Origin of the sequence: Sulfurimonas marina, assembly GCF_014905095.1 — a bacterium.
Lineage (GTDB): Bacteria > Campylobacterota > Campylobacteria > Campylobacterales > Sulfurimonadaceae > Sulfurimonas > Sulfurimonas marina.
In genome coordinates this window covers 1,446,822-1,464,875 of record NZ_CP041165.1, presented here as the reverse complement: position 1 = coordinate 1,464,875, position 18,054 = coordinate 1,446,822, and the positions used below count along the sequence as shown (strand labels likewise).

Genomic DNA, 18,054 nt, shown 5'->3' with positions numbered 1-18,054 from the left:
TTAGTCTTGTTGTTTTCTCATATACGCAGGAATGTCCAGGTAGTCACCGTCTAGCTCTCCACCTACAACCATACGAGGGCTCATTTTTACTTTTGGAGTGATTGGTTCCTGAGCTTCAAAGTCTGTATTGTTTGTTAATACTTCCTCTTCCTCTTTATCAAAACCAGTTGCAACAATAGTAATTCTTACATAGTTTTCCGGAAGATCTGCATCTGTTGAAGTTCCCCAGATAACATCTGCTTCATCGTGAGCACTTTCGTGTACAACTTCCATAGCTTCAGACATATCGATAAACGAGAAGTCAGGGTGGATTTTAAAGTGTACAAGTACACCCATTGCACCATTGATAGACATATTGTCAAGTAACGGAGACTCGATAGCCGCTTTGATAGCTTCATAAGCAGCATTTTCACCTTCATGCTCACCAACACCCATAAGTGCCATACCTCTATGACTCATTACAGTTTGTAGATCGGCAAAGTCAAGGTTGATGTCGTTATCACCGCTTGATAAAATAACACCAGATGTACCGCTTACAGCTTGTGCTAAAACGCTATCTACGATCTTGAAGCTCTCTTTTAGACCAAGTCTTCTGTCGATGATAGATAAAAGTTTATCGTTTGGAATAACTACAATAGAGTCACTCTCTTTTTTGAGCTCTTCTAAACCTGCATCTGCAAGTTGTAGTCTTTTCTTCCCTTCAAATTTGAAAGGTTTTGTAACTACAGAAATAGTAAGTGCACCTACCTCTTTTGCGATCTGAGCAACAACAGGTGCAGCACCTGTACCAGTACCACCGCCAAGACCAGCAGAGATAAATACGATATCAGCACCCTCTAAAGCGTTTCTAATATCATCATAGTTCTCTAATGCAGAATCACGACCAACTTGTGGTTTCATACCTGCACCAAGACCTTTAGTTAGGTTCGCACCGATTTGGATCTTTGTTGCAGATGTGTTTTCGTTAAGTACTTGCGCATCCGTGTTTACAAGCATCATCTCGATGCCACCCACACCTTCATTTAGCATATGACCGATCATGTTGCCGCCACCGCCGCCGACACCTACAGCAATAATTCTTGCACCGCTTGGGTTTTGTACCTCTTCAACTATAAATGGTTCCATTATCTCACTCCTTTAAAATAACTGTGTAGCCCAGTTCCAAAATTTGCTAACAACACTAGGTTCATCACTCTTTTTCTCTTTTGACGCCTCAAGGTTAACCATCTTAGTAGTTTCCTCTTCCTGTTCAGCTACAGGTACACTCTCTTGCATTGATTGATTAAAATCAACTTTTACATTAGATGTAGGTTCCTCATTTGAGTGACGAACTCTTTTGTTTACATCTATCTCATACGGTGTGTACGGAGTGGCTGAGAACATTATAAGACCCACTGCACTTGCATATTCCGGTTCTAATAGTCCTTCAAATAGACCATCCATCTCCATAGGTTTTGCTAAACGTACAGGAACAGAGCCAAACGTAGCGATAGCAAGGTCACGAATCCCTTCCATTTTTGAAAAACCGCCTGTTAGAACTACTCCAGCACCAATCTGGTCTTTTAATCTACTGTTTTCGATAAACTGAGCAAGAATCATTAACGTCTCTTCAACTCTTGCAAAAACAACGTTGTGTACAACTTCTAAAGAGACTTCATGTGTAGTACTCTCATCACCGATAATCGGTAACTCTATAAGATCGTTACTTGGAGTTAAAAGTGAACCAAAATCCAGTTTTACTTTATCTGCAGCATTAAGCGGTGTATGAAGTGCCATAGATAAATCACTTGTAACATGTTTTGAACCAACACCGAGATATTCGTTATATCTGATCGCATTACCTGAATAGATAGCTATGTTACTTGTCTCAGCACCCATGTCAATAACTGCTGCTCCAAGCTCTTTTTCATCTTCATTCAATACGGCAATCGCTGAAGCGTATGAGTTAAGAACAATATTTTCAACTTCAACACCCGCACCGCGAACCGCTTTTTTCAGGTTGTTCAGGTTTGATTTTTGAGTAGTGATAATATGTGTTTCAACTTCAAGACGAGAAGCATTCATCCCAAGCGGATCTTCTATAAAGTCTTGATCATCAACTTTAAAGTTATATGGAAGTGCATGAAGAACTTCATATTCATTAGGGATGTTTGCATTGTAAAGTGAAGTGTGCATAACACGTTTAATCTCATCAAAACTAATCTCTTTTGACTGGATATTTACAATCCCGTTTGAGTTTAAGCTTTTTGTATATGCACCAGATATTGAAACTATAGCACTTGTAGCAGTTGAACCAGATACACGTTTTGCATCTTCAACGGCTGTTTTAATACTGCGAGCTGCAAGTTCAATATTTACAATACTTCCCTTTTTTAGCCCTTGCGCTTTTGTGGTACCGGCACCTGTGATAGTTATAGAGTTGTCATCTGCTATATCAGCAGTAATTGCACAAATCTTTGTCGAGCCAATATCTATGGCTAAAACATTTCTACTCAATTTAGAGTCCTTGAATAAATATCTCAGTTTTGTATCTATTTTGTAGAGTTTTAATCAACCCTTCACTAAAGATACTAGTTTTTAATCTCGCTACCACATTAGCTTGATCATCATTGGAATTTTCAAGCAACTTTTGTTCCAATATGTTATAGAGAACAATTTTTCCACTCTGTAAAGTGATAAAACTACGTTTTTTGTCTGACGTGAAAAGTTTTTGTAAAAATTCAGCGCTCTCCATATCGTTTAACGAAGGTAGTTTACCAACTGACTCCATTGTTAAGAATTCAGATGTTTGCCCTTTGAAAACAGCAACTGAATTGTTGGCTAACTCTAAAATCTTCTCTTTTTTCTTTTGTTCAATAAAGAAAGGTAAAACTTTTGATTTTGCTTCAGCAAATGTTTTTGGTGTAGCAGGATTTACTTTTACCAGTTCAAAACTATAATATACACCATCTACGTTAACAGGTTTGATAAACGGCTTTGTCATCGCTGTTTCTGAGAGTTTTTGTAACACTTCTGCATTAAACGGGTTTTTCTTACTTGAAACTACAGCCTCATTAATAGTAACCGTTTTGTCAAGTTTTCCGTTTTTGTAATCAACAAAAGCTCTAAGTGCCGCTTTTTTTGTTGCTGCTGCATTTAACTCTGATACAACTGCCTCTTTTGCTTCTTCAAGTGCAAGGATTTTTCCGTCATTATCTTTAAAATGGTTTTTATTATCTTGGTAATGATCAGCAATTGTCACATCATCATATGTAGCAGTGATGTTTTCTTGCTTGATAAATTTTACTTCATAACTTACTTCATTCATAAAGTTATTTTGCATCGTTTGCCAAAAAGCTTTTAAATCTTCATCTCTGATCTCTATGTTGATATCTTCAGCCGATAATACTTTGTACTCGATCTTGTCTGAGATGCTTAGTAGGGTATCTAAGATCTTTGCTTCGTTTTTACTTGTTTTTACATTTAGTAAAGAGATCGTTTTTTGAATAAGAAGTTGTTTTCTTAACTCTTGCTCGTACTCTGCAATACTTAATCTGTTTTGAGAGAGTACTTGTTTATATACTTCTTTATCAAATACACCGTTATTGAAGAAGTTGTTGTCTTGTTTGAGTTGATCGTAAAGCTCTTGATCACTGATGCTAAGATTATATGATTTTGCCAGGTTTACTAAAAGTGCTTGTTGTACAAGTTGTTGCAACGCTTGTTGCTGCAGTCCAAACTGTTTTGCTCTCTCTTCGTCAAAATTACCTTGGAACATTTGTGCATATTGCTGATAAAGTCTTGAGTAAGACTTTTGCAGTTCACCCATACTGATCTCAACTTCACCAACTTTTGCAACTGCTCCGGCTTTATCACCGTAGTTATATTGACCCCATCCAACAAAACCTGCACCTACAAATGCGATAGTTGAGATCCAGATAGTAATTATAAGCCACTTTTTGTGTCTTTGCATCCATGTAATCATAAAAAATATATCCTCTTGGTGTAATTTGCGATATTTTATGTAATTTAGCCTTTAAACTTGATAAAGAAACGATACAAAGATATAATCTTGCCAAAAAAGTATTAGAGATTATGAAAGAGGTAGATTATGAAGAACCAAGAATTGAAAAATAGAGACCTAGAAGTACTGTGGCATCCGTGTACGCAGATGAAAGATCATGAGACTTTACCTCTCATACCTATAAAAAAAGCTTATGGAGTATACTTAGAAGATTTTGAAGAAAATAAGTATATTGATGCTGTTAGTTCATGGTGGGTAAATATCTTTGGACATACAAATAAGTATATAAATTCTAAAATAAAAGAGCAGCTTGATACTTTGGAGCATGTTATACTTGCCGGTTTTACACACGAACAGGTGATTACATTATCTGAGAGACTTGTTAAGATAACACCAAAAGGACTAGATAAATGTTTTTATGCAGACAACGGTTCATCGGCAGTAGAAGTTGCTTTAAAGATGAGTTATCATGCAAATTTAAATGATGGAAAAAACAAACCGCTTTTCGTATCACTAACAAACTCGTATCATGGGGAGACGATAGGTGCACTAAGTGTTGGAGATGTTGAACTTTATAAAGATACATACAAGCCGCTTTTAATTCAGTCTATTCAAACACCCGTGCCGAAAGATATGTCGGTTGAAGCTGCACAAGAAGCGGCAGATGCATTTGAAAAACTGTGTCAGGAAAGGGCTGATGAGATAAGTGCTATTATATTAGAACCTCTTATACAAGGGGCTGGGTATATGCATATGTATCATCCAGAATTTTTAGTGCTTGTCCGTGATATTTGTAACCGTTACGATGTTCACTTTATCGCTGATGAAGTTATGGTTGGATTTGGTAGAACGGGGGAGTTGTTTGCCTGTGATGTTGCTGGTATATCACCTGATTTTATAGTACTTTCAAAAGGGTTAACTGGTGGATACTTACCTTTATCTGCAGTACTTACATCTAATGAAATCTATATGAAGTTTTATTGTGACTATAATGAATACAAAGCATTTTTACATTCCCATTCCTATACAGGAAATGCACTTGCTTGTGCAGCTGCCAATGCAACACTGGATATTTTTGAAAATGAAAATATAATTGAGAAAAACAGAGTGTTAAGCGAGCATATGTCAAGACGTTTGCAGGAGTTTAAAGCTCTTGAAAATGTTGAGAGTATAAGACAAACTGGTATGGTTTGTGCCGTTGAGTTAAAAGGGTACTCTTCAGAAGACAGAATAGGGCTTAAAGTATATGATTACGGTTTGAAAAACGGTGTATTGCTTCGTCCTTTAGGACATATAGTTTATTTTATGCCTCCGTATATCCTAAGTGAAGAGGAATGCGATAAGATGTTCGATATAGCACTAGAGGCTGTTAAGTCACTCTAGTTAAGTTCTAAATCGATACTATTATTAGTATCGAGCATTAATAACCTACAACTTTTTTCCAAGATGGCAAGTTTTTTTGCCATCTCATGGACATCTCTATTGTAAGCATAAACTCCGTATCCGCGAATAATCATAATATTGGTCTTATTTGTTTGAAAATAGTAAGGGATCTCACTTCTTGCACGATCGTACCAATCATCAAACTGTTTTGGATCGTAAATTTCAATATTTCCGAGGACTTTGTGTCCAAAATAATCTTTTGGAGAGATTACGTTGTGGTATAGTGAATATGCCGTGGTAAATTGCGGCATAGAGAAACAGATAAACTTTGCATCAGATATTTTTGAGTAGATATTTTGATGGATATCTGCATCAATACTTGCTTGGTGCCATCTGTAATCTTTTTTAAAATAGAGCTCGATCAAGGAATTTTCGTCAAGATCATCAAAAACAGCCTCTTTTGTATTTATTAAAAAACGCCCCGATTCGGTTTTTGCCGAAAGGGAACCGTGGTAGATTCCAAAGAAATCTTTTCTAAACATAGAAAGCGATAAAGAAGAGAGCTTTTTTTTAAGATGATCTTTGTTCATTATTAGACCTTTTTTTTAACTTCTAAGATACTTTGCTAAACTATACAAAAGCTCTACTTAAACCAACTTTTCATTTTATCGATTACTGAATCGAGTACACCCTCATGTGGTTTTGATTCAACACCGAAAGATTCTTGAAGTTTGTTTAGTAATTCTAGTTGTTCCTCATTTAGTTTGTTTGGATACTGGAGGTTCACAACGGCAATTAGATTCCCTTTACCGTGTCCGTGAACATCCTCTATACCTTCACCTCTAAATGTATATCTTTGTTTGTCGCGAGTACCGTATTCAAGTTTTAGTTCCAGTTCACCTGTAAGTGAAGGGATTGTCAGTGTATCACCTTTAATTGCCTGAGTGAAAAACACTGGGATCTCAATATAAACATCGTTATCATCACGGATAAAATGTTTGTCAGGTTGTACATCAAAAGTTACATAGAGGTCACCGCGGTTTCCTCTTTTTCCAATGTTTCCTTTTCCTGAAACTCTAAGGCGATTTCCAGTATCGATCCCTGCAGGAATTTTTATACTTACACTCTCTTTGATAGTTTTATAACCATCCCCTTTACATGTTGAACATTTTTCAGCTGCTGATGTACCTGTTCCGTTACAGTGTGGACAAGTTTGAGAGAAAGTCATAAAACCTTGTTTCATAAACACTTGACCTTGCCCGTCACAGTGTGGACAAGTTGAAAGTTTCCCATCTTTTGCACCTGTACCGTTACAGTCGTTACATGCATCTTTATAAGAGTAGTTGATCTCTTTTTCACAACCAAAGACAGCTTCTTGGAACGTAATTCTCATATCTACATTCATATCAAGCGGATATTTTTCCATATCGGCCGGATTTCTTCTGCGAGAGCGGCCGCCTCCGCCAAACCCGCTAAACATCTCTTCAAAGATAGCACCGAGATCGTCAAAGCCTCCAGATGAACGTGAGCCACCACCCATCCCTTGGAGACCTTCTTTACCATATCTGTCATAGATACTTCTTTGCTGCTCATCGCTTAAACACTGATATGCCTCATTACAAAGCTTGAACATTTTTTCCGCTTCCGCATCGTCGGGATTTTTATCGGGATGGTACTTTTTTGCCATCTTTCTATAAGCTTTTTTGATCTCTGCCTTATCTGCAGTTTGTGATATTTCTAAAATCTCATAATAGCTTAACTCTTCCATTCTTTTCCTATCATTTCTGTTTTTATATCAACTAGAAAAGTTATAAGTGAAACGCCCAGACCGCAGGAAGGATTTGTCGTTGAATCTATAACTTCTCTAGTTGTAAGTTTAATTTTGTTCGAATTATATCGTTTTTTCCTAACTTTAAATTGATACTAAAGTTGCATAACTATATAATCCATTTTATGAAGAGAACTATAGTTTTAATTTTTATTGCAACACTTTTTTTGGGATGTTCACAAAAAAATCTCAAACAAGAGACTAAAATAATGCAAAAGAGTAATTATTCCGCATTACCGGAGAGTTTTAAAGATGAAGATTTTCAAAATGTTTTAGAACTTTTTCAAGAAAATTGTCAGTCAAAAAGAACATTGAAAATTTATCCGGGATTATGTGAAAAATCTTTAGATGTTGAGGACCCCAAAACATTTATACTGCAAAACTTTCAACCATATCAACTAAATAATGAAAAAGGAGAGGGGTTATTAACAGGGTACTATTTAGCTAGTATTAATGCCTCACTGGAAAAAACAGATATCTATAAATATCCTGTATATAAAACACCTGTAGATTTAGTAAGTGTTAATCTCTCAGAAATCTATCCTGAATTAAAACATTACAGACTTCGAGGTCGTTTGGTTGATGGAAAAGTGATCCCATACTATAGCAGAGCAGAAGCTGAAAATATAGAAGCTCCCGTACTTTGTTACTGTGACTCAAAGGTAGACAAGTTCTTTTTAGAGATTCAAGGCTCTGGAAAAGTGTATCTTGATGACAACACTACTATGTATATAGGCTACGATAACCAAAATGGTCGTAAATATAAAGCTATTGGGCGATATTTAGTCGCTCAGGGTGAGATGAGAATAGAAGATGTATCTATGCAAAGTATAAGAGCTTGGCTGGAAGCTCATCCCAAACGGATAGATGAGGTATTAAACTATAACGACTCAATGGTGTTTTTTAGAAAAAAAGCAAAAGGAGCATATGGGGCACTTGGTTTAAAACTCACTCCGATGCGCTCTGTTGCTGTTGATCGCAAATATATAAAACTGGGATCTATGCTATACTTAGATGCTGATTTAGAGGATCGAAAAATCAGCAAAATTGTGTTTGCACAAGACACAGGCGGGGCTATTAAAGGGAGTGTAAGAGCTGACTTTTTTACAGGATTCGGTAAAGAGGCTGAAGAGCTTGCCGGCAAATTAAAAGCACCGCTGAAATTATGGGTATTTTTACCAAAAGAAGAGAATAAAGAGAGAGATGAATAGTTCATTAGATAAATTTAACCGCTTAGTTGATGCTCTACAGGAGTTACCTACTATTGGAAAAAAGTCAGCAACACGACTTGCATATTTTATGATTATGAACGATACATATGCCGGGATGAAGATAGCCCATGCAATCGAAGACGCTTTGGGGTCTTTGAAGAAATGTAGAGTTTGCGGCGGTATGAGTGAAGATGAGATCTGTCATATCTGCTCAGACGAAAACCGTGACACTACTTTACTTTGTATGGTTGAAAATGCAAAAGATATTTTATTGTTGGAAGAGAACGGTCTGTTTGAAGGGAAATACTTTGTATTGGAGAGTTTAGAAGAGTTAAGTGTCTCTCATCTTGAAGATATAGTAAAAAATGGGGTAGAGGAGATCTTGTTTGCCCTTACACCTTCTATTGCCAATGATGCAGTGATCTTATATATTGAAGACAAACTCAGTCAATATAATGTTCATTTTTCCAGAATTGCACAAGGTGTTCCAACTGGAGTAAGTTTAGAAAATATCGATCTTCTATCTTTAACAAGAGCCTTGGAAGACAGGGTAAGGGTGTAAAATGAAATATTTGCTCGCTTTACTTCTTGTTTGTCATACTCTTTTAGCAGAAGATAAGCTAAAAGATGAACAATGGTTTAGCGGGTCTGATTTAGAAGCATACAAAGTGAACTATATTTGTCCTCTTTCTTACAGAGACAAGAGTTACACATCTTTTGTAAAAGATACAGATTATAAACATGCTGAGGTTGAAGTGCAGATCAGTATTAAATATAATGTTGTAAACAATATATTTGGTTGGGGCGGGAAATATTATCTCTCATATTCTCAACATGCATTTTGGCAGCTTTATACAACTTCAAAACCTTTTCGTGAAAACATATACGATCCGGAAATATTCGCACGTTATGATCTAAAGAGCTTAAATGTAGAGCATCTGGAGAGGTTACAACTCGGATATGAACATCAATCTAACGGAAATCCGGACACTACCTATACGACAGTAGACGGGGAAGCAATAGGTAATATTTCAAGAGGGATCAATACTCTTTATGCAACTGTAGGCTTAGTACATGGAAATCTACACACAGATTTAAAAGTTTGGTATCCTATTTTTTCATTAGATGACAACCCTGATATTATGGATTATATTGGCTATACGGGAATAGGGATAAAGTATTTTGCAGATGATCAAGTCTTCTCAATAGATGCAAGAGGGAATTTAGCGACAAAAAAAGGCTCAGTTGAAGCAGCTTATTCATATCCTGTAGGACGGGCGGTGAATCTTTATTTTAAAGCTTTTAGCGGCTATACAGAGACTCTTATTGACTATAAAAATCATGTCAACAAGTTCTCTATAGGATTTAGTTTTTCAAGATAGCCTAGTAAAGAAAGCTTTTTTGCATCTGCTCTTTAATATCCTCTTTTTTGAGGGTGTAGTTTGTAAAGAGCTCATTAGCAAGCACCCCTTGTCCTAAAAGCATATCTGCACCATCTTTAAAAGGGATGTTTTTCTCTTGAGCTAATCGTAAAAAAGGTGTTAGTTTTCCGTAGATAGCATCAGCTGCATAACGTGTATGGCTAAGGATATCTTCGATCATCTCTTGTGGAGCAGGAAGGTTCTCATCTGATAAGCCTGCACTTGTAGTGTTTACTACGAGGTCAAACTCTGATATTTGAAAATCATCCCAGCTATAAACTTTACATCCGATAGATTGAAAGAACTCAAGACGTCCTGCAGAACGGTTTAAAACACTCACTTCTAAACCTTCATCCAAAAACTTCATACTAAGTGCTTTTGCAGTACCTCCTGCACCGATAATAAGTACTTTTTTGACATCTTTAAACTCTTCAATGCTAAACATAAAACCATCAGCATCGGTATTGTAGCCGATCAGCTTGCCGTTTTCATTGATCAAAGTATTTACAACACCCACCTTTTGTGCAAAGCCTCTTACTTCATCACAAGCTTCAAACGCTGCTTCTTTATGTGGCACGGTTACATTGGCACCGCTTAGTTTTAGGTTGAAAAAAGTTTCTTTGAGTTTACTGCCCTCTAGCAGATGGGTGCGTGTATAACACCCTTTGTAGTTTAAATTTTTAAAAACAGTGTTGTGCATTAAAGGGCTTCGTGAGTGGGAAACCGGATTACCGAATATAGAAAAAAGCTGCATTAGTTTTTATCTAAGTCCTCTAAAGAGTGGATAAGTGCTCCGAGTTTATTTTTTACTTCAAGATATTCTAACTCATCAACACTATCAGCAACAACACCTGCACCAGCTTGTAGTACAACTTTTTCAGGTTTTACAAGGGCAGTTCTGATTGTAATAGCACTATCCATATTACCGTCAAATCCAAAGTATCCAATGCTACCGCTGTAAAAACCGCGTTTAAGCCCTTCATACTCGGCAATTAGCTCCATTGCGCGAATTTTTGGAGCTCCCGTCATTGTTCCAGCTGTAAATGTAGCCATAAAAAGATCAAACATATCTTTATCTTCTTGAAGCTCGGCTACAACATCAGAAACAATATGCATAACATGAGAATAGCGTTCTATATGCATCATGTTTTCAACTTTTACGCTTCCGGTTTTTGCAACACGACCAACGTCATTACGTCCGAGATCAATAAGCATAAGGTGTTCAGCAAGCTCTTTAGGGTCAGCTAAGAGCTCCTCTTCAAGCTCTTTGTCACGCTCTTTAGTCTTACCGCGTTTTCTTGTACCTGCAATAGGGCGGAGTAATAATTCACCTTCATCAAGTCTTACCATAACTTCTGGTGAAGAACCTACAATACTAAAATCTTCGTACTCCATTAAAAACATATATGGAGATGGATTTTTTGCACGTAAAATACGGTAGAAACTAAACGGATCAACTTTTATGTTTCTTGTAAAACGGTTTGTCATAAGGATCTGAAACACATCACCAGATTTAATCATCTCTTTTGATTTTGCGATCATCTCAAAGAACTCTTCTTTTGTATGTGCAAAGCTTCCTTTATCCTCACCGATATTATAAATAGGATGCTTATAATCATACGTTGCTTTGAGATTTTCTTCAATTGCTTCAAATTGGTTTGCATACTCCTCTAAAGTAGAAAGAAGTGTAATCTTGTTATTTTTGTGAGAATAAACAAGTATCATTTTCGGTAAAATCAGATCAAGATCGGGAGTATCTAATTCATCATCTAAGTTGTCCATATAAGGCTTTAACACAGGTTCAAACACTTTCACCATATCGTAACCGATATAACCAATAAAGCCGTCAACATAACCGATGTTAAGTTCTCTTGCCATCTCTTTATAAACAGAAGTGTCTATTTTTTTATAATAGTTTTTTAAAAATGTAAACGGATTTTCATCTTTTATATGTTTAGTACCGTTTTGATCAGTATAAACAGTTTGATTATCGATATACTGTAATCTTTCTCTAGCACCTATACATATAAAGCTGTAGTTACCTTCACTTTGACTGGCACTTTCAAATAGATATGTAATCTCACCCTCAAAAAATTCTTTTATCTTTGAATAGACAGCTATGGGTGCTAGCTGATCTAATGTAAATTGTTTATTGTGTATCAATTTTGAGCCTGTAAAAATTATTTTAATTTAACTAAAAATGCACCTGGTTCAACTTTTGAACGTAGTACACGTCTAGCATCTCTAGCTTCTTGTTCTGTTGAAAAAGGTCCAACTAGAACTTTGTTTAGAGTTTTGTTATTTACTCTTACCTTATGGTACATATATTGGTAACCAAGTTTTGTAATAGATTGTAAAAATTTCTGATTTGGTTCAAATTTTGTAAATGAACCAACTTGAATATAATATGATGTTGTACTTACAGCTTTTTGTGTAACAGGTTTTGGAGTAGGTTTTACTACAGTTTTTGTCACTTTAGGCTCTTCAACAGGTTTTGGTTGAGGCTGTACAACTTCTTCTTTAGATTCCTCTTTTAACTTCTGTGCGATTTTATCTAGATCTGCATCATCTACACTATCATCTTCAATAACTTCAACTTCTTCAAAAAGAGGTTCATCATTTTTAGTCGTTTGTTCAGAAATACTTTCTGTATCTTGTTCAACAATATTTTGTTGTGGTTTGGGTGGTATAACACTCTGAGGTGCACCGTTGATGTTATCTGAACCGCATGATTTCATAATTGTTACAACAGCAATAAGTATAATACCTAGTGTTGCAATAGCCAACACCATTTTTTTACTAGAACCTGAAGATGAGTTCTTATTTAAAACGATATCACTTAGTTCATTGTTTTCATTCATAGTTTTACCTCAGTAGTTATTTGATGGATTTATAATACCAAAAATAGGATAAATAAACAACTGTATGACAGATGTACTACATATGCTTTGACCAAGAAGCACCACGCTCTTTTGCATATACTTCATATGGTAAAGTTAAAATGTTGTATTCATCGGGCATATCATTGTTTGGAAACATACGCCATTGTTTTGGTTGTTTTGCAGCTAACTTCATACTTAACATTTTTCCAAGTTGAATAGCCTCTTGTAAAGTAGTATGTCCTTTATGGATATAAACATGAAGATGACCTTCTGTCTTTGTTTTGTATGCAGTGAAGTTTATGAAGCCTTCTTCACGAAGAAGAAGTTGTGTTTTGTGGTAAAAGCGCTCCGGATCTCTGCCGTTGTAATCAATTACTATGTTTTCCACTTTATTGTGTTTGTTTACAAGTGAGTGGGCAACTGTAATTTCACCTTTTAGGTGTTTATTGATCACTGATTGAGAGAGCATCTCATTTACTTTTTCAAATTTGTTGTAAAAAGTACGACCTTTAAAGTTGATTTTATCCACTACTGTATCTCTTTTGATCCAGTAGTGGTCTGTTACCATTTTTATAAGCTTGAGATCCATTGCAGTCATAATATATACCTGACTAGTACGTTGACTGGTTATATATTACGAAGTTTTGTGCTAATTCTTTTAACTCTGCTTTTACTTGTGCTTGAAGTTCAGTGTTGTTAATATCATCTAAAACATCAGCCATTTTATTTGCAATTAGTTCGAACTCTTTCTCTTTCATACCACGAGATGTAAGAGCAGGTGAACCTACACGGATACCTGAAGTAACGAATGGACTTCTTGTTTCACCAGGAACAGTGTTTTTGTTTACTGTAATACCGGCATTACCAAGTGCAGCATCTGCATCTTTACCGCTGAAGTCTTTGTTTAAGAAGCTTACAAGTACTAAGTGGTTGTCAGTTCCGCCACTTACTACGTCGTATCCACGTTTGATTAGAACATCTGCAAGTACAGCAGCATTTTTCTTCACTTGTTTAGCGTATTCTTTCCATTCATCAGAAAGATTGTGTTTGAAACCAACAGCTTTAGCAGCGATAACATGAACAAGCGGTCCACCTTGAAGACCCGGGAAGATTGCAGAGTTAACTTTCTTAGCAATATCTTCATCATTTGTCATGATCATACCACCACGTGGTCCTGCAAGAGTTTTATGAGTAGTTGTTGTTACAACATCTGCATATGGGAATGGGCTAGGGTGCTCACCAGCAGCTACAAGACCTGCGATGTGTGCAATGTCAGCGAAAAGAATAGCACCAACTTCATCAGCGATTTCACGGAATTTTTTAAAGTCGATTTCACGAGCGTAAGCAGACGCACCACATACGATGATCTTAGGCTGAGTAATTTTAGCGATATCCATAACTCTGTCGTAGTTGATTCTACCGTCAAGTTCTACACCATAAGTGAAAGATTGGTAGTTTTTCCCAGAAAAGCTTGGTTTTGAACCGTGAGTTAAGTGTCCACCGTGGCTAAGGTCCATACCAAGGATTTTATCACCAGCTTTTAAAAGTGCTGCATATACTGCACCGTTTGCCTGGCTTCCTGCGTGTGGTTGTACGTTTGCATAGTTACAACCGAAAAGTTTACAAGCTCTGTCGATCGCTAATTGCTCAACACCGTCAGCATATTCACATCCGCCGTAATATCTTTTTGCCGGATATCCTTCAGCATATTTGTTTGTAAAAACGCTTCCCATAGCTTCCATAACAGCCGGAAGTGTAAAGTTTTCAGATGCGATCATCTCTAAGTGATCAGTTTGTCTTTCAAGCTCTTGCTCACATAAGTTATATACTTCTTCATCAAACTCTTTTAAAAAGCTCATACTTTAAAATTCCTCATTTCATAAAATTGGCAAGATTATACTAAAAATATCATAATAGAGTTCTGAATGTAAGGAAGATAATTGGAGATTAATTTTTATAAAGGTTAAAATGTGATACGATCCTTCCCCAAAATAAACAAAGGATAGTAAATGATCAAAAACTTCTTAGCATTTATAGGTGCTGTTGTTATTGTAGCTGCGATTGGATTATATGCAACTTTCGGTTCAAAAGTGAGTGCATTAGATGAAAAGGCAATGCCTGCTTTTATGGAAATGTTTGATAACATTTTAACAAATGGTGATCCAGCTCGTGCAATGATGAAAACATGGAAAGTTCAAGATGGTATTACTGGTGATGAAGTAAAAGAATCAATTGAAGCACTTACTGAAGAGTACAATATGAGACTTACTGGTTACGTAAAAATGTATACAAAAGAGGATGCTGGACCAGATGAAGTTAAAGAAGCAAGAATTTTCTCTTTATGTAATCTAACTACTGCAAAAGTATTCTTAAATTATTCACAATGGTATGGTGGTTTTATGCCATGTAGAATTATGTATATCCAATATGGAGACGGACATGCAAATCTAATCAGTATGGATATGACATTGGCAATTCATGGTGGTAAACCACTTCCTCCTGAAATGTTAGAAGCTGCTCTTAAAGTAAAAGAAGCAATGGAGATGGTTCCAGAACGTGCTGCAAAAGGTGATTTCTAAGGAAATCATCTTTCATCAGAAAATTTTAGACTTCTAATAGAGTTCAAACTTATAAATCTTTTTTAACTTACTATCTTTTTAAATTTCGTCCTGCAAGATAGTCAAGTATCCATACCTGTTGAATTTTTCTAAAGTAGAGTTGTTTCTTTTTTGAGTTCTCTGTAAATCTTACTGCAACTCGATCAGAACCTAAGTTAAGTTCACTTTTAATAATTATAGTTCTTTTCCCTCTGTTTTGTAACTTTTTTTTAACACCATTTTCAACAATCCTTTTTGCTTCAGGACTAGTTTTGTACAGCTTTAAATTTTTATGGAACTCTTTATTTTGAAATGCTAAAGAGAGTGCATACACTTGAATGTCCGTGTCATATGATTGAGGTGTCATTATCTGTTTAAGAGCTGATATATCACCCTCACTGATAGCATCATAATAAGATTGTAAAGTATTTGATGGCGTTTGGAGATTTACTTCACTTGCAAGTAAGTTACCCACAAGTAAAATAAAAGATAAAAGTACTTTTTTCACTATTTGTTGTTGTATACATCGATTGCAGCACGGAATCCATCTAAATGACTTAAAGAACCCGCTTTTAAGTTTTCATACACATTTACTACATCTGTTGGCATACCTTCTTCAGCATGTTCAAGATCATCGATATCTGTAATTTCAATATATTCACCAACCATTAATGCGCTAAGCTCAGATTGTGTTCCTTGTGCAATTAAAGTATCATAAAGTTCTTGTAAAACTGGAACCTCAAATTCACCAACATTACTTTCATCAATTGCTGATGTATCAGCCCCATAAGTATCACATAAAGCTTCAGCTTGATCAATATGCTCTTGCTCAGATAATTGAATATTTGCAAAAACAGTTTGGTTTGAATACATATTGCCTAAAGTGATGTAAGTATCACGAGCAACTTTTTCCTCTTGATAGATAAATACTAAAGTATCTAACTGCTCATCTGTTAATGTTGTTGAGGTTGTAACTGTTTTTCCTTTAGCTACCAGAGCTGTTGTTAAAAGTGCTGTTGTTAATCCTGCAATTGCCAATTTCTTCATACTTATATTCCCTTGTGTTAAGTTGTGAAAGTATTATAAAAATTTATAATGAAAAAATCATGAAAAAGATGAAATTGGAGTATGTTTGTCAAAACAATTACTACATATGGGAAGAAATTGTAGTAATTGTTAAGGAAGATTTATGAAAAAGTTTATTCGTTTTCATCTTCTTCATGGATTTCGTTGTGTAGAGGTTTCATAGCCGGGAACAGTAATACGTCACGAATACTATGCTCATTTGTAAGAAGCATTACAAGTCTGTCAATACCTATACCTTGACCTGCAGTCGGTGCCATACCGTAGCTGAGTGCTTCAACAAAGTCGCTATCCATTTCATGCGCTTCATCATCACCGCTGTCTTTGGCAGCCATTTGCCCTTCAAAACGCTCTAGTTGGTCAACTGGATCATTAAGCTCACTAAATGCATTTGCTATTTCACGACCTGCAATGAAAAGCTCAAATCTTTCAGTAATTTCAGGGTTTTCATCATTTCTACGAGCAAGTGGAGAGATCTCTACAGGATATTCAGTAATAAATGTCGGATCAATTAGTTTCTCTTCAACAAACTCGTCAAAAAGTTCACCTTGAAGTTGACCAAGATTCATAGCTGCATTTGCTTCTAGACCTTTTGATTGTAAATACTCTAAGATTTTCTCTTTGTCATATACGATCTCTTCAGGAACGCCACCAATCTCTGAAAGAGATTTAATTAAAGGGATCTCTGTAAAGTTGTCAAAGTTTACTTCCATATCACCGTACGGTAAAATAGTAGGAAGGTTTAGGTGATCGAAAAGATAGTGAAAATACTCTTTTGTGATCTCGATTAAATCTTTATATGTTTTATACGCCCAGTAAAATTCGATCGAAGTAAACTCAGGGTTATGTGTAGCATCCATCCCCTCATTTCTAAAGTTTCTGTTGATCTCAAAAACAGCTTCAAATCCACCGACGATAAGTCTTTTTAGGTAAAGTTCCGGTGCAATTCTCAGGTATCTGTCGATTCCAAGAGCGTTGTGGTGTGTTACAAACGGCTTAGCATTTGCCCCGCCTGCGATTGGGTGCATCATTGGTGTTTCAACTTCTAAGAAACCTTTATCTTCAAAGAATCTTCTTGTAAGAGAGATCACCTGCGAACGGATTTGAAATGTACGTCTTACTTCAGAGTTCATAATCAGGTCAAGATATCTTTTTCTATATCTGATCTCTTTATCAGTAATACCGTGGAATTTTTCAGGTAGCGGAGAGATAGCTTTTGTTAAAAGTTTAAGCTCATCTACATGTAAAGAAAGTTCCCCTTTACCAGTAACGAACGGATAACCTCCAACTTCGATAATATCACCAACTTCAATGTTTTTCTTAAAAGTTTCATTGTAGAAACCTTCAGGAAGATTATCTCTGGCAATATACACTTGAAGCATACCGCTTTCATCTTCGATCTTAGCAAAACTTGCTTTACCCATAATACGTAGAAGTTTGATACGACCACTTACAATGTAGTGGCGCTTTTCATCACGTTTTTCCTCTTTATCGAAAATATCTTGGTTAACGTTAATATATTTATTAATTGTAGTATTTCTTTTTGAATCGTTCGAATATGGATTGAAACCAGATTCCTTTAAAACTTTTGCTTTTTGGATTCTTTGTTGTATGAATTTATTATCAAAAATCAAAAAACTATTCCT

Annotated in this window: 18 protein-coding genes; 5 read left to right on the top strand and 13 right to left on the bottom strand. The window is 36.0% G+C overall.

Translation table 11 applies throughout. The features are described 5' to 3' along the window. The 3 genes from ftsZ to FJR03_RS07465 are packed head-to-tail and all read right to left on the bottom strand — an operon-like array spanning position 1 to position 3,952. Positions 1-1,125 (bottom strand): cell division protein FtsZ, encoded by a 1,125-nt coding sequence (gene ftsZ, locus FJR03_RS07475; protein ID WP_193112908.1) that lies wholly within the window; start codon positions 1,123-1,125, stop codon positions 1-3. A gap of 12 nt (positions 1,126-1,137) precedes the next feature. Continuing rightward, on the bottom strand, positions 1,138-2,496 hold the full coding sequence (ftsA, locus tag FJR03_RS07470) for a cell division protein FtsA (RefSeq protein ID WP_193112907.1): 1,359 nt from the start codon (positions 2,494-2,496) through the stop codon (positions 1,138-1,140). Between the two features lies 1 nt (position 2,497). Then, a complete protein-coding gene (locus FJR03_RS07465) occupies positions 2,498-3,952 on the bottom strand; it encodes a peptidylprolyl isomerase (RefSeq protein WP_226962098.1) in 1,455 nt (484 codons plus the stop codon). A 138-nt stretch (positions 3,953-4,090) separates the two neighbouring features. Between FJR03_RS07465 and FJR03_RS07460 the strand changes: the two genes are divergently transcribed. Next, positions 4,091-5,386, top strand: coding sequence for an adenosylmethionine--8-amino-7-oxononanoate transaminase (locus FJR03_RS07460; protein ID WP_193112905.1), 1,296 nt, complete (start codon positions 4,091-4,093; stop codon positions 5,384-5,386). Here the strand turns inward: FJR03_RS07460 and FJR03_RS07455 are convergent. Both FJR03_RS07455 and dnaJ read right to left on the bottom strand, forming a co-directional pair. Then, positions 5,383-5,976 (bottom strand): class II aldolase and adducin N-terminal domain-containing protein, encoded by a 594-nt coding sequence (locus FJR03_RS07455; protein WP_193112904.1) that lies wholly within the window; start codon positions 5,974-5,976, stop codon positions 5,383-5,385. The genes FJR03_RS07460 and FJR03_RS07455 overlap by 4 nt on opposite strands. 53 nt (positions 5,977-6,029) lie before the next feature. After that, a complete protein-coding gene (gene dnaJ / locus FJR03_RS07450) occupies positions 6,030-7,154 on the bottom strand; it encodes a molecular chaperone DnaJ (protein ID WP_193112903.1) in 1,125 nt (374 codons plus the stop codon). Between the two features lie 185 nt (positions 7,155-7,339). On the opposite strand from dnaJ, the gene mltA reads away from it, so the two are divergent. The 3 genes from mltA to FJR03_RS07435 are packed head-to-tail and all read left to right on the top strand — an operon-like array spanning position 7,340 to position 9,807. Continuing rightward, positions 7,340-8,425, top strand: coding sequence for a murein transglycosylase A (mltA, locus tag FJR03_RS07445; protein ID WP_193112902.1), 1,086 nt, complete (start codon positions 7,340-7,342; stop codon positions 8,423-8,425). Then, on the top strand, positions 8,418-8,987 hold the full coding sequence (recR, locus tag FJR03_RS07440; protein WP_193112901.1) for a recombination mediator RecR: 570 nt from the start codon (positions 8,418-8,420) through the stop codon (positions 8,985-8,987). Before mltA ends, recR begins: the two co-directional genes overlap by 8 nt. Before the next feature lies 1 nt (position 8,988). After that, a complete protein-coding gene (locus tag FJR03_RS07435) occupies positions 8,989-9,807 on the top strand; it encodes a phospholipase A (RefSeq protein WP_193112900.1) in 819 nt (272 codons plus the stop codon). 1 nt (position 9,808) lies between these two features. Here the strand turns inward: FJR03_RS07435 and FJR03_RS07430 are convergent, their stop codons facing one another. The 5 genes from FJR03_RS07430 to FJR03_RS07410 all read right to left on the bottom strand — a co-directional run bounded on the left by FJR03_RS07430 (position 9,809) and on the right by FJR03_RS07410 (position 14,587). Then, positions 9,809-10,600, bottom strand: a complete 792-nt coding sequence (locus tag FJR03_RS07430) for a shikimate dehydrogenase (RefSeq protein ID WP_193112899.1) — start codon at positions 10,598-10,600, stop codon at positions 9,809-9,811. After that, the gene (locus FJR03_RS07425; RefSeq protein WP_193112898.1) at positions 10,600-12,009 is read right to left on the bottom strand and encodes an anthranilate synthase component I family protein; all 1,410 of its coding nucleotides are present in this window, start codon (positions 12,007-12,009) and stop codon (positions 10,600-10,602) included. Before FJR03_RS07425 ends, FJR03_RS07430 begins: the two co-directional genes overlap by 1 nt. Before the next feature lie 17 nt (positions 12,010-12,026). After that, positions 12,027-12,707: an SPOR domain-containing protein gene (locus tag FJR03_RS07420; protein WP_193112897.1), complete on the bottom strand. Its 681-nt coding sequence runs from the start codon at positions 12,705-12,707 to the stop codon at positions 12,027-12,029. A 76-nt stretch (positions 12,708-12,783) separates the two neighbouring features. Further along, on the bottom strand, positions 12,784-13,326 hold the full coding sequence (locus FJR03_RS07415; protein ID WP_193112896.1) for a DUF1882 domain-containing protein: 543 nt from the start codon (positions 13,324-13,326) through the stop codon (positions 12,784-12,786). Positions 13,327-13,339: 13 nt separating this feature from the next. After that, positions 13,340-14,587: a serine hydroxymethyltransferase gene (locus FJR03_RS07410; protein ID WP_193112895.1), complete on the bottom strand. Its 1,248-nt coding sequence runs from the start codon at positions 14,585-14,587 to the stop codon at positions 13,340-13,342. A 150-nt stretch (positions 14,588-14,737) separates the two neighbouring features. On the opposite strand from FJR03_RS07410, the gene FJR03_RS07405 reads away from it, so the two are divergent. Next, positions 14,738-15,307: a DUF302 domain-containing protein gene (locus tag FJR03_RS07405; protein ID WP_193112894.1), complete on the top strand. Its 570-nt coding sequence runs from the start codon at positions 14,738-14,740 to the stop codon at positions 15,305-15,307. Positions 15,308-15,377: 70 nt separating this feature from the next. Here the strand turns inward: FJR03_RS07405 and FJR03_RS07400 are convergent, their stop codons facing one another. The 3 genes from FJR03_RS07400 to lysS all read right to left on the bottom strand — a co-directional run bounded on the left by FJR03_RS07400 (position 15,378) and on the right by lysS (position 18,042). Further along, positions 15,378-15,833 (bottom strand): hypothetical protein, encoded by a 456-nt coding sequence (locus tag FJR03_RS07400; protein ID WP_193112893.1) that lies wholly within the window; start codon positions 15,831-15,833, stop codon positions 15,378-15,380. After that, the gene (locus FJR03_RS07395; protein WP_193112892.1) at positions 15,833-16,372 is read right to left on the bottom strand and encodes a DUF2202 domain-containing protein; all 540 of its coding nucleotides are present in this window, start codon (positions 16,370-16,372) and stop codon (positions 15,833-15,835) included. The genes FJR03_RS07400 and FJR03_RS07395 overlap by 1 nt, the downstream gene beginning before the upstream one ends. A gap of 152 nt (positions 16,373-16,524) precedes the next feature. Beyond that, entirely contained in the window at positions 16,525-18,042 is a 1,518-nt protein-coding gene (lysS, locus tag FJR03_RS07390) for a lysine--tRNA ligase (RefSeq protein WP_193112891.1), read from the bottom strand. Positions 18,043-18,054 lie beyond the last annotated feature (12 nt).

Bases quoted from the DNA above. Each gene is read 5' to 3' on its own strand.
- FJR03_RS07420 (WP_193112897.1), bottom strand. From the start codon at position 12,707: ATGAATGAAAACAATGAACTAAGTGATATCGTTTTAAATAAGAACTCA.
- FJR03_RS07455 (WP_193112904.1), bottom strand. From the start codon at position 5,976: ATGAACAAAGATCATCTTAAAAAAAAGCTCTCTTCTTTATCGCTTTCT.
- FJR03_RS07395 (WP_193112892.1), bottom strand. From the start codon at position 16,372: ATGAAGAAATTGGCAATTGCAGGATTAACAACAGCACTTTTAACAACA.
- dnaJ (WP_193112903.1), bottom strand. From the start codon at position 7,154: ATGGAAGAGTTAAGCTATTATGAGATTTTAGAAATATCACAAACTGCA.
- FJR03_RS07435 (WP_193112900.1), top strand. From the start codon at position 8,989: ATGAAATATTTGCTCGCTTTACTTCTTGTTTGTCATACTCTTTTAGCA.
- FJR03_RS07430 (WP_193112899.1), bottom strand. From the start codon at position 10,600: ATGCAGCTTTTTTCTATATTCGGTAATCCGGTTTCCCACTCACGAAGC.
- mltA (WP_193112902.1), top strand. From the start codon at position 7,340: ATGAAGAGAACTATAGTTTTAATTTTTATTGCAACACTTTTTTTGGGA.
- FJR03_RS07415 (WP_193112896.1), bottom strand. From the start codon at position 13,326: ATGACTGCAATGGATCTCAAGCTTATAAAAATGGTAACAGACCACTAC.
- ftsZ (WP_193112908.1), bottom strand. From the start codon at position 1,125: ATGGAACCATTTATAGTTGAAGAGGTACAAAACCCAAGCGGTGCAAGA.
- FJR03_RS07465 (WP_226962098.1), bottom strand. From the start codon at position 3,952: ATGCAAAGACACAAAAAGTGGCTTATAATTACTATCTGGATCTCAACT.
- recR (WP_193112901.1), top strand. From the start codon at position 8,418: ATGAATAGTTCATTAGATAAATTTAACCGCTTAGTTGATGCTCTACAG.
- FJR03_RS07410 (WP_193112895.1), bottom strand. From the start codon at position 14,587: ATGAGCTTTTTAAAAGAGTTTGATGAAGAAGTATATAACTTATGTGAG.
- FJR03_RS07405 (WP_193112894.1), top strand. From the start codon at position 14,738: ATGATCAAAAACTTCTTAGCATTTATAGGTGCTGTTGTTATTGTAGCT.
- FJR03_RS07460 (WP_193112905.1), top strand. From the start codon at position 4,091: ATGAAGAACCAAGAATTGAAAAATAGAGACCTAGAAGTACTGTGGCAT.